This is a genomic window from Mycobacterium simulans, from assembly GCF_900232995.1.
Lineage (GTDB): Bacteria > Actinomycetota > Actinomycetes > Mycobacteriales > Mycobacteriaceae > Mycobacterium > Mycobacterium simulans.
On record NZ_OCVX01000004.1, the window covers coordinates 154,367 to 165,558 of the forward strand.

At 64.6% G+C, this 11,192-nt stretch carries 10 protein-coding genes and 1 pseudogene; 2 read left to right on the forward strand and 9 right to left on the reverse strand.

Going from position 1 to position 11,192, the window contains the following annotated elements; translation table 11 throughout:
• Positions 1-86: 86 nt before the first annotated feature.
• Positions 87-1,079, reverse strand: coding sequence for a hypothetical protein (locus MSIMFI_RS16960; protein WP_191498338.1), 993 nt, complete (start codon positions 1,077-1,079; stop codon positions 87-89).
• The gene (locus MSIMFI_RS16965; RefSeq protein WP_191498339.1) at positions 1,076-1,729 is read right to left on the reverse strand and encodes a hypothetical protein; all 654 of its coding nucleotides are present in this window, start codon (positions 1,727-1,729) and stop codon (positions 1,076-1,078) included. The genes MSIMFI_RS16960 and MSIMFI_RS16965 overlap by 4 nt, the downstream gene beginning before the upstream one ends.
• Before the next feature lie 126 nt (positions 1,730-1,855).
• On the opposite strand from MSIMFI_RS16965, the gene MSIMFI_RS16970 reads away from it, so the two are divergent.
• The gene (locus MSIMFI_RS16970) at positions 1,856-2,488 is read left to right on the forward strand and encodes a hypothetical protein (protein ID WP_191498340.1); all 633 of its coding nucleotides are present in this window, start codon (positions 1,856-1,858) and stop codon (positions 2,486-2,488) included.
• Between the two features lie 10 nt (positions 2,489-2,498).
• Positions 2,499-3,335 (forward strand): hypothetical protein, encoded by an 837-nt coding sequence (locus MSIMFI_RS16975; RefSeq protein ID WP_191498341.1) that lies wholly within the window; start codon positions 2,499-2,501, stop codon positions 3,333-3,335.
• On the opposite strand, the gene MSIMFI_RS16980 is transcribed toward MSIMFI_RS16975, so the two are convergent.
• The 7 genes and pseudogenes from MSIMFI_RS16980 to MSIMFI_RS17010 form a co-directional block, all read right to left on the reverse strand.
• Entirely contained in the window at positions 3,318-4,403 is a 1,086-nt protein-coding gene (locus MSIMFI_RS16980; RefSeq protein ID WP_191498342.1) for an ABC transporter ATP-binding protein, read from the reverse strand. The genes MSIMFI_RS16975 and MSIMFI_RS16980 overlap by 18 nt on opposite strands.
• Before the next feature lie 5 nt (positions 4,404-4,408).
• Positions 4,409-5,263 (reverse strand): carbohydrate ABC transporter permease, encoded by an 855-nt coding sequence (locus MSIMFI_RS16985; RefSeq protein ID WP_191498343.1) that lies wholly within the window; start codon positions 5,261-5,263, stop codon positions 4,409-4,411.
• The gene (locus MSIMFI_RS16990; protein WP_186243504.1) at positions 5,250-6,176 is read right to left on the reverse strand and encodes a carbohydrate ABC transporter permease; all 927 of its coding nucleotides are present in this window, start codon (positions 6,174-6,176) and stop codon (positions 5,250-5,252) included. Before MSIMFI_RS16990 ends, MSIMFI_RS16985 begins: the two co-directional genes overlap by 14 nt.
• On the reverse strand, positions 6,173-7,489 hold the full coding sequence (locus MSIMFI_RS16995) for an ABC transporter substrate-binding protein (RefSeq protein ID WP_191498344.1): 1,317 nt from the start codon (positions 7,487-7,489) through the stop codon (positions 6,173-6,175). The genes MSIMFI_RS16990 and MSIMFI_RS16995 overlap by 4 nt, the downstream gene beginning before the upstream one ends.
• A 202-nt stretch (positions 7,490-7,691) precedes the next feature.
• Complete coding sequence (locus tag MSIMFI_RS17000; RefSeq protein ID WP_191498345.1) at positions 7,692-7,832, reverse strand: hypothetical protein; 141 nt, start codon at positions 7,830-7,832, stop codon at positions 7,692-7,694.
• 53 nt (positions 7,833-7,885) lie between these two features.
• Positions 7,886-8,491 (reverse strand): annotated as a pseudogene (locus MSIMFI_RS30055) (PE family protein); the annotation flags it as partial.
• A gap of 85 nt (positions 8,492-8,576) precedes the next feature.
• A complete protein-coding gene (locus MSIMFI_RS17010; RefSeq protein ID WP_191498346.1) occupies positions 8,577-11,180 on the reverse strand; it encodes a sugar epimerase family protein in 2,604 nt (867 codons plus the stop codon).
• Positions 11,181-11,192 lie beyond the last annotated feature (12 nt).

Below are 11,192 nucleotides of genomic sequence, written 5' to 3' on the forward strand. Positions count from 1 at the left end.
TGGACAGGCGCTCACTTGGGCCTCGCCCGGGGTAACGGCCGGTGCAGCACCGATTGGAGCGGGTGGGGCCGCCATGGAATCGGGTTTCAACCACCTAACCGCTGGAGCGGTATCGGCGGGGTTCTGGCCCGCCCGCCAGAACGGGGCGGGGGGGGCGCCCCCGCCGCAGGCGTGCCGGTGCCGGGCAAGCCCGTCCCCGGCGCAACACCCGCACCGGCCGGAACTGTCGGCGCACCACCCGGCGACGCCAACCCAGCCGGGACCGCCGGCGCACCTCCCGGCGAGGCCAAACCCGTCGGAACGGCCGGCGCTCCGCCAGGCGCGGACAAGCCAGTTGGAACCGATGGTGCGCCGCCCGGTGAGGTCAGCCCCGTCGGGACCGCAGTCACGTCACCATGCGGGGCCAATCCCGTCGGACCGGCGGGCGCCCCGCCGGGCAGCGCCAGGCCCGACGGGACTGCCGGCGTCTCCGCCGGCGGAGCCATGCCCGCCGGATCGGCCGGCGCACCCCCCGGCAGACTTACACCAGTCGGTGTGTGCATGCCGGGAGGACCGGACGGCGGTGCGCCCATACCGGGAACACCGGCAAAAAGTTCAGTGATCGCGCCGGTCGCGCCGGTCGAAAATCCCACCACTTGGGTGTGCGCTTCGGCAACGACAGCTCGGATCATCTCGTCCACGTTCTGGCCGACAAGTTCCAATTCGACGCGGGCCGCTTCGAAAGCCGCAATAGCGGCTTCTGCCCACTCCACGACGCCCGCCATCGACACCAGCATGGTGCCCAACACCTCAGCGCAACCCGCAACGATCGTCGAAGCCGCGGCGAATTGTGCCCCTATCTCGGTGACTTCGGCGAAGAACTTGACCCACGCCGCCGAACTGGCTTCGGCCAGCGCACCCTGGCCATAGCCAAGGAGCTGTATAGCCTTGACCTGACCGTCGCCGGCGATGAACCCCAATTCGGCAGCGGCATCCGCAAGCTTCAGCGACCAGTTGCTCAGGCTTTCAGGAGTTATCGACGATTCCCAGTACGGGCCGAGAATCTCATCGGCGTGGGGGGTAGTCGGCTTGGGAGTCATTCCACGCCGCAGGCGCGATTCAACGCAGCGGTGGCATCGGCGATCGCATTGATGTCTGCGGCGTTAAGCGTGTGGGCAGGCAGCTTGGTCACCTCCGCACCCTGCTTGTCAATGAATTGGTGGGCGGCCACAGCGACATCGACCGGTTCTGGTGAGATCTGGCTAGCAAAGGTCTTCAATATTTTGTCGATAATGGCCGCTCGGCTGGCGATCATCTGATCGATCCCCGGTGTTTCGTAGGTCCACCCACTCGGGAGCCGTGGCACTTGCCCAAGGTCCGCCTTGGCGATTGACCAGGCAAAGCACGTCTTGGCGCGACCCGCCGACGTTGGCGACAGCTGCGCAGTCGGCGGCTGAGCAGTCGGTGCCACGGTCGCCGGCGTGGGCGAAGTACCAGCGCCCTTGAAGAAGATCGCTGCCGCGATGAGTGCACCAGCGATCAAGATCGCGGCTACGACGGCGACCGGAAACCATTGGCGTCTTGGCGGCCGAGGCCCACCGAGGTACGGCGCAGTCTCGCCATACGGACCGTAAGCAGTTGGCGGCGGCAACGCCGCACCCTCAGGCCACGGACGGGAAGCGTGGCTGTTCGCGGTATCGCGGGGGCCCGATGTCGGAGGCTGTGCTCCCCCCGGGGCAAGCGCGTCCATAGATGGCATGTTACCTGCATGAATAGCGATCAGGCCGGTTCCGGATATCACCGCACCCATCACCGGTCCGAGAATGGTTGCACGGACGCAGCCGGTCGAGGCTACCGGCGATAAGGTCATCGAAGTATGAGCAGCGTCAACCCCGAAGTCCAACAGGCCCTGGACTTCGCCGACAAACTAAGCGATCGCCTCATGTCGTCGCTGGACCAAATGCGGACCTACACCGCCGAACGGGTGTCTAAGGATCGGGAGATCGCCGTCAAGGTTGACATGAACGGCGAGTTCGTCGACCTCTGGCTCAAGCCCGGAGTGCTGGACCGCAAGACTGCCGCCGCTATCGCCAAGGACATCTCCCGGCTTACGGCCGCGGCCAGCGAAGAGGCTGCCGCCGAGGCAGCACGATTGTTTCGTGAGTCCAGCGACGAAAAGATAGTTGATGCAGGACAATTCCCCTTCACCGACCGGACCTACGAGGTGTTCAATCAGCGCCGCACGATTGGCGTCTTGGCGGCTCACGGCGGCGCCGTGCGTGGCATCTTTCTTGATAAGAAGGTCCGGAAGATGACGGAACGTACGCTGGCGCAAGAGATTTTGGCGGTGGCTTCGGTGGCCTCGGCGCGGGGCCGGCTGAGCTTGCGCGAACAGCTGGATGCCGCTATCGACGACCGGCGGTTCCGGCCAACGATCTACGAGCTGATGCCCGAAGTGCCCACCGCGGAGGAGTACGAGGCGTTCAGACACAAGACCCTCAAGTACTGAGGTAACGGCGATGGACGACACGGTGCTGCTCGACGTCTCCGCGGTCCGTGAGATATCTGATCAAGTTCTCTCCGTCGCCGATTCGCTTGCCACGAGAGGCAGGCCACTGCGCCTGCCGGTGCCGTCACCGGCCCCCGATCCTTACTCAATGCGGATCGCTGCCCACCTGACCTACGCACGCTCATCTCTGGGCGTGGCGGCTTGCGACGCCGCCGACGAACTCACGCGCATGGCCGAGATCTTCATCGGGACAGCCCAAACCATGACGGCGATTTCGCAGTGGACGTCGGTTGGCATGCTCGGCCTCGTCGCACCGTCGGCCAACCACCCGGTGGACATCAGCCGCCGCCCGGTCCGCGCCCCATCGACGAGTTGGGCACACGACGACAGCTGGGCACCGCGAACCGCCGACGAGATCCTCAGCTGCGCTGTCATGCTTACGATCGGCGAGAACGACGTGATACTGCCCGAATTGATGCCGGAAGGGTTCGAAGCGCTCGGAACGCGCCTGTCGGCACTCGGCGAACAACTTCGTGTGGCGTGGCCGGGTGGGGGCCGCGCCGCCGCTGCGCTCAACAGGTTCGGCTCCTGGCTCGCCACGGACTACGTCAATGCCCTTTGGCACGTCGATAATGCTGCCCGACAATGGAGTTCGGAGTACAGATCGGCCCGAGCCCGTGTAGAACCACCCGCGGCCGCCTATGTTGAAGCACGGCGCGCAGCCCTCGACGGCGAAGACCGTAGTGTCGCAAGCGAAGACGCAAGAACCGCCCTCGAACAGTACGCCGCTTGGTCGCTCGGCGACTGGCGATTGGCTGACTTCCCGCGGTTAGGCGACGGACCCTGAGTCAATCCGCCGCCCGTCAACGCCGAAAAAGTGCAGCTGCCCGCGGTGTGGGTGCAAGCGCACCCGACTGCCCCTTTCGGGCGGGTGATGGCCATCGGTGCGAGCGACAACGGATGTACTGATTACCTTGCCGGAACCCGTGATTCGGCCATATAGGTAGGCGTCTGCCCCGAGTTCTTCAACGACGTCGACCTTCATCTCAACACCGCGACTGCCGAGCTCGAAATGTTCGGGGCGTACGCCGACGACGACTTCGGCTGCGGTGTTGGCGATCTCACGCGGCACTTGAATAGCCCAGTCCCCCAGCGACACTGAGGAATCGACAACTGGCAGGGTGAACAGGTTCATCGCCGGAGACCCGATGAATCCGGCGACGAACACGTTGCGGGGGTTGCGGTAAAGCTCGCGCGGTGCCGCGCATTGCTGCAACACGCCGTCGCGCAGCACCGCGACACGGTCTCCCATGGTCATGGCCTCGACCTGGTCGTGGGTGACGTAAACCGTGGTGGTGCCAAGTTGCCGTTGCAATGCCGCGATTTGGTTGCGAGTTTGCACACGCAGTTTGGCGTCGAGATTAGACAGCGGCTCGTCCATCAAGAACACCTGCGGACGGCGTACGATTGCGCGCCCCATCGCCACGCGCTGCCGTTGCCCGCCGGAGAGGTCTTTGGGTTTGCGATCCAGATAGGGTTGCAGATCAAGCATTTGCGCCGCGGCTAGCACCCGGTCGCGGATTTCGGATTTCGGGATCTTGGCGACCCTCAGCGCGAAGCCCATGTTCTGCGCCACCGTCATGTGCGGGTAGAGGGCGTAATTCTGAAACACCATCGCGACGTCGCGATCCTTGGGTTCGACGTTGGTGACATCGCGGTCGCCGATCCGGACACGTCCGGAGTCCAGCGTTTCCAGTCCGGCCAGCATCCGCAGTGAGGTCGTCTTACCGCATCCGGATGGCCCCACCAGGACGACGAACTCACCGTCACCGACAACAAGGTCGAGGCCATCCACGGCCGGTCGATCCGCGCCCGGATACCGTCGGGTCGCCTGCTCGAAACTTACTGCAGCCACGTGGATTACCCGCCCATCCCGGTTACGGCGATACCACGGACAAAGGAGCGTTGCGCGACCGCGTAGAGGAGTACCAGCGGCACCAGAATCAGCATCGAGGTCGCCATCAATATCGGCCACCGGGCAACGTATTCGCCCTGCAATCGGACCAGCCCAAGAGTCAGCGTCGCCAGGCTGTTGCGCTGGATCATCAGCAGCGGCCACAGAAAGTCGTTCCACACGTTGACCCAGGTGAGCACCGCCAGCACCATGACCGCGGGCCGCGCGTGCGGCAGCAAGATCCGCCAGTAGATCTGCCACGGCGAACAACCGTCGAGAATCGCGGCTTCCTCAAGATCCCTGGGCAGAGTGCGAAAGAATTGCCGCATCAGATAGGTGCCGAACGCACTCCCGAATAATCCCGGGACGATCATCGCCCAGGGCGTGTCTACCCACCCCACGACCCGCATCAATATGAACTGCGGAATGACCGTCACGGTCAGCGGCACCATCAAGGTGCCCAGGTACAGGATGAACAAGGTGTCGCGACCGCGAAACTGTAGTCGCGCGAAGGCATATCCAGCCAGCGAGCAGAAGAAGACCTGGCCCACCGTAACGCATCCGGCGTACAGCACGGTGTTGAAAAACATTCGCCAGAACGGCATCAGGTCGAATACCTGACTGTAGTTCGACCACTGCGGGTGCGACGGTAACAGCTTCGGCTCGCTCACCTCGCCGTCTTTCTTCAACGAGCCCGAAAGCGCCCACAGGATGGGGAACAATGCGCACCACGCGATCGCGGTCAGCGCGACGTAGAGGGCTATACCCCGCAAGATGCCCCGAAGGATCTTGTACTTGACCATCCGCTCAGCCGAGCCCACCGGAAGCCTCCCATGATCGCCGCCGGGTGAACCGGAATTGCAGCACGGTCAACGCGAGCAAGATCGCGAACATCACCCACGCCAGCGCAGACGCGTAACCGAATTCCAAAAAGGAGAAGGCGTTTTGGAAGAGCATGATGCCGAAGACATAGGTTGCGGTCTCTGGTCCACCATTGGAACCGTTGAGGACGTAGATGAGATCAAAAGCCTGGAACGCGTGGATGATCGAGATGACGACGACGAAGGACATTGCCCCGCGAATCAACGGCACCGTGATGGACACGAATTGCCGTATCTCGCCGGCGCCATCGATTTTGGCGGCTTCATAGACGGTTTCCGGAATCCCTTGCATCGCGGCCAGCAACACCACCGTGGCGAACGGCACACTGCGCCACACGCTGACCAGACAGAGGGAGATCATGGCCCATCCTGGTTCGACCAGCCATGGAATCGGGCCGATCCCGATCCAGCCGAGCATGATGTTGAGCAGTCCGTTGTCGGTGTTGAAGACGAATTGCCAGACGACGGCCATGACAACTGTTGAGATGGCCAACGGTAAGAAGACAATTGTCCGAAAAATACTGATACCTTTGATTTTTCGGTTCAGCAGGCCGGCGACCACAAGGCTGATCAGCACGGTTGGCGCCACGCTTCCGATGGTGAAAACCACCGTGTTGCGCATAGCGATCAGAAACAGCGGATCAGAAGTGAACAGATTTACGAAGTTATGCAGACCCACGAACTTTGCCGGCGTGAACACGTCCCACCTGTGAAAGCTCATGTAAAGCGAGAATCCGAGCGGGAAGATCATGAACACCGCGATCGCGGCCAGGTTTGGCGCGACGAACATGCGGCCGGCCCAGGCGCGTCGGCGCGATGGACGGGCATTTTCGGTAGCCGGGCCCGAAATCATGTGCTCCGCAACACCTCATCGACGGCATGCGACAGCCGAGTCAGCGATGTCGCCGGTTGCGCCCCGCGCAGCACGGGTCCGAAGCTGCGTTCCATCAGCGCGCTAATTTTTTCCCACGCTGGGGTAATCGGCATGCCTTGGGAAACGGCTGGCCCTTCGGTGAGGACGGCGAGGTTGTCGAGCCTGCGGTGCACGTCCGCGAATCCGTCCGAAGTGATCGCGGATTGCAGCACCGGCACGAAAAGTCGTGATTCACCTATCATTTGCTGGCCGACGGGTCCGGTCGCGAACTTCACGAATTCCCATGCCTGCTCCTTACGTTGACTGGTCGACGATATGGCGAGCCCCGTGACGCCGATATCCGAGCAGGCGGCTTTTCCGTGAGGGCCGATTGGTAGTGGGGCGACGTCGAAGTCGAGCCCGGGAGCCTGATCGAAGGTCTGGTATCGCCAGTGCCCGCCCAGCGCCATCGCCGCCTTTCCCACGGCGAACAGGTCCGCGGTGGACATCGACTGTTGGTCAGATGTGCTCGGCGCGACGTGGTGCTTGTTAATCAGGTCGGCGTAGAACTGCGCCGCCTCGACGAACGCGTCATGATCGAAATTGAGGTGAGTAGGGTTCATCCGTGGCGTGGACCAAGGTACGCCGTTGTTCATGGCGAACAACCCGGCGGTGTAGAACGAGACCCATGCGTTGACGAAACCCCATTGGGTGACCCTGCCCGACGCCTCCCGTTTGGTGAGACCCTTGGCGGTATCCAGGAATTCACCGAAACTCCAAGGTTGTTTCCAGGTGCTTGGTGGCGGCCGCACTCCCGCCTCGGCGAAAAGCTGCTTGTTGTAATACAGGAACGTTCCGGACCATTGCTCCGGAAACGAGTACTGACCTCCGTTGTAGGTGAAGGTCTCGTACAACGCGCCAATGCTGTCCGACTTCAGCTGCCCGGCGAAACCCGGATCCCGCGCCAGCAAGGTGTTGAGATTTAGCAAAACTCCGCGGTCTGCCAGTTCGGCATAAGTCAACTCCCACGTCATCAACACATCGGGACACTTGCCGCCGGCGCAAAACGTTGCTATCTGTTGCATGACACCCGGTCCTGACAACAGCGCACGCACCTTGATGTCGGGATGGCGGCGCTGAAACTCGTCGACGATGCGAATCCGGGGACGGAGCTCGTCCGGGTTGGCCGCGAAGAAGAACGTCAGGGCGTCGTCGTCGGAAGCGCAGCCCGCAGCCCACGGTGCTACCGAGGCCGCAGCGATTGCCCCGGTACCCCGCAGCAGGCTCCGCCGTCCGAACGGCTTATCAACCATGGCGCTTCCGATCTTGGCCCCTCCCGTCGGCCTCCTCCAGTCGGCTTCGTGACGTCCTTCTTAGTCGATGCCCCTGTGACGCTGGTGGGATGGCCAATGCGGCGCCCAAATCATCGCTCACGATGTCGGTTGCGTGGCTCACACATCCACTGCTCGAATAGCAGCCGGCCAGTCTTGACCTGGCCAGTCAGCGTCCAACCGGTCAGTCGGGTCGGCCGTTAACTCCGGGTTGGCCGTCGGCGCCGCCCGGCACACCGCCTTTGCCACCGTCACCGGTGTGACCCCCCAGCCCGGCGGGCACCACGCTGACCGGCACGGGTGAGGCGGGCGCGACCGTCACCATTCGGGCGGGCGATGGCACCGTGTTGGGGACCGCGCCCGTGGCGGCCGGTGGCAGCCTCCCCCCCCCCCCGCCCCCCCCCCCCCCCCCCCCCCCCCCCCCCCCCCCCCCCCCCCCCCCCCCCGCCCCCCCCGCCCCCCCCCCCCCCCGCCCCCCCGGCCCCCCCCCGCCCCCCCGCCTCTCCCCCCGGCTGGGTGGGACCCGCCGCCCGATCCCCCGGCCCCGCCATTTCCGTACAGCAATCCGCCGGCCCCGCCATCCGCCCCGGTCCCGGCAGCACCATCGGGGCCGTTGCCAATCAACGGGCGGTTCAAGAGCAAGCGAGTGGGCAGGTTGATCAAATTGAGCAGATCGTCGATCGGACCCTGCAACGTCGATACGGTGGCTGCCTCAGCGCTGGCGTAGGCACCCGCACCCGCGTTGAGTGTTTGGACGAACTGAGCGTGAAACTCCGCTGCCTGCGCGCTCAGCGTCTGATATGCCAGCGCGTGCTGGCCGAACAGCGCCGCAAGACCGGCCGAAACCTCGTCGGCACCGGCAGCCAGAACCTCCGTTGTCGGGAAGGCCGCGGCCGCGTTGGCCGCACTGATCGTCGACCCGATGCTCGACAAATCCGTCGCCGCCGCCGCCAACAGCTCCGGCGTCGCGTATAGGAACGACATCTGCACCTCCCAACGGGTCAAGATGCCAAAGCGTAGCCGGATCCGGGGCCGTTATCAGGCGTTCGCGTCATCCCGCGATGCGGCCTCAGTGACCCGTTAGCGGAGGGTCGTCTTGGGGGGCTAACTCGAGCACATGAATCTCCCCGGCGGTGCCGTCCACCTCGATGAGCGCTCCGGACGGCAAGAAGCGTGTGGCCCCCTGGGCGTCGACCACGCAGGGGAATCCGAACTCCCGGGCCACCACGGCGGCGTGTGACATGGGGCCGCCGAGTTCGGTTACCACTGCGGCGGCATAGCAGAAGGCGGCGGTGTAGCCGACGTCGGTGACCTCGGCGACCAGAATTTCGCCGGGCTGTAAATCGTCGATGGTCTCGGGCCGCACGATCCGCACCCGGCCGCGGACCCGCCCGCCGCAGACGCCGACCCCGCGCAGGGTCTCGCCCTCAGCGAGCGCCGTCGCCGATGTGGTCGACACCTCCCATTTCCCGCTGAACACCGTGGGCGGTACGACGGCGCTCAACCTGTGTTGTTCGGCCCGGCGGCGGGCCACCAGCTTGGCAACGTCTGCGGGAAGCGCATCGAGTTCGTCGACCAGCAGATAGAAAACATCGTCTGAGGCGTCGAAGACGCCAGCGTCGGTCAACCGGCGCCCGTACTCGCGCAGCAAGCTCCGCAGCACCCAGATGGCGCGCACCATTTTGTCGCGACGGACTTCCCGATCGCGCAGTTGGCGTGCCGCCAGCAGCGCAATAGGCTTGGCCCGCAATGGAATTACGGGGAGGCTCGGCTGCGGCGCTGGCGGTGCATTCAAGGTTTTGGCGACCATGCGGACGAGCAACTCGGGATTGTCGGCGTAGCTGGTCGACAGCATCTCTACCTCGGCCGGGCCACGGTGCCCGATCAACGAAAGCTCTTGGCGCACCGCGGCGTAAAACTCCGGTGCCGCGACGGCCAGCTTCTCCAGCCGCGCCCCCGGTTCGGCTAGCAGGCGCAGTACCGTCGGGTCGCGCCGCGCGGCAAGCACCAGCCGCTGCACCGCTTCCACCGATCGCGCGCTGACCAATTGCGGACCCGCGGCCGGCGCGGTGTCCTTCCCAGTTAACCCGCGCAGCAACACATTGAACGCCGCACACAGCATGAAAGACCCCGAGGCCAGCAGCCATCCGTGTACGACGTGGTCGCGCGCCAACAGGATCAGGCTCAGCAGCCGCCGGTCGTCCAACTCGGCGAGGTCTTCGCCGGCGAGGCGTTCCAGGCGATCGACATCGTCTAGGTAGGCGCGGGTGTCGCGGGGCGAGCCCGCGCTGAGGCCGACGAGATTGACGCCGAAAACCCCGATGTTGCGGACGGTCCGCAACTGTCTGCGCAACCTACTGGATTCCGACGGCGGACGCTGTTCGCCAAAGATTGGCAGCGATGCCATGCTCGGGCCGAAGAACCCGCTATTGCTGACGATCATTGCCGGCTTCGCGAACGGCACGGTTTCGGCCATGAAATGCGCCGAGGTAATGGCCCCGTAGAGCCGGTGGGCGAACACCGCGACGGTGCGCATTGCGATCTCCCGCTGCACGATTCCGCCGGGTCGGAGGCGTTCGGCAATGGCAACCCCACCGGCTCGCAGGCCCCGGACGGTGACCGACGCCGACGACGGGGAGAACGGGCCGGGCAGGGCTTCGGACAAATTGGTGGCCAGGAACGTCGGGAAACGCGGGTCAATCGGAGTATCGAATTCGCCGTTAACTCCTTCTGGGCCCGCCAATCTGGGGACCTGGCCGTCCTCGGCCGGGGCGTCGACGGCGGGCAGGTCCGAGACATTGGCCAGGCGCCACGGCAGCGATACCACCCGCTTGCCGAGGGAAACCCGGCCGCGCACCGCTAGCGCGAAGTCCTCGACAGCTTCCCGCGCGGTCCAGGCCGGTTGGAAACCCCATTCTTCATGCAGCCGTGCGGTTTCCAGCATCGGCGCGCTCCGCACAAATTCGAGTTCGGCGAATGATGTCAGGCGCCGCAGCGCCGGTGAATTGGTCGGCACGATGGGGCGCCCGAGCAGATCGGCGATCTGACGAAAGGTGAGCTCGCCTGGGGCCGCGAGATCCACTGTGCCGCTGTTGATTCCGGCGTCAAGGAGCGCGCGGACTATCAATCGGAGCGCATCATCGGTATGGACAACCTGCACCGCGCGATCGGCATAACCGTCAGGAAAAACCGGCAGCGCCAACAGTCGGCGCACCCAGTTGTCGACGCTTCGACCGACAATGAGTGCGGAACGGATCGCGACCCACTGCAGGTCCGAGGCCGCCAACATCTCCTCGACACGGGCCTTGTGTTGGCCATCGATGGATGTCGGCGCGTAAACGTGCGCCGAGCTGGTGAACACGATTCGCTCGGCCTTGGTTTCGGCCATCGCCGCAAGGACATTGCTGGTGCCGTCGACATTCACCTGGTGGCTGATGCGGTGGTCCGGCCCGGGGTTCCTGGCCCAGGCACAGTGCGCGACCACGTCGGCTCCCGCTATGGCACGCGCGACCGCACCCGCGTCGCGGATATCTGCCGAGACGAAATCTGCCGGACTCGGCCAGCTTTCAGGTCGATGACGGGCGATGCCGGCGACCTCGTGGCCTTGGCTGAGCAATCGGACGGCGAGGCCGCGGCCGAGAACACCGCTGGCCCCCGTAACCGCAACCCTCACTGAATGTGCTCG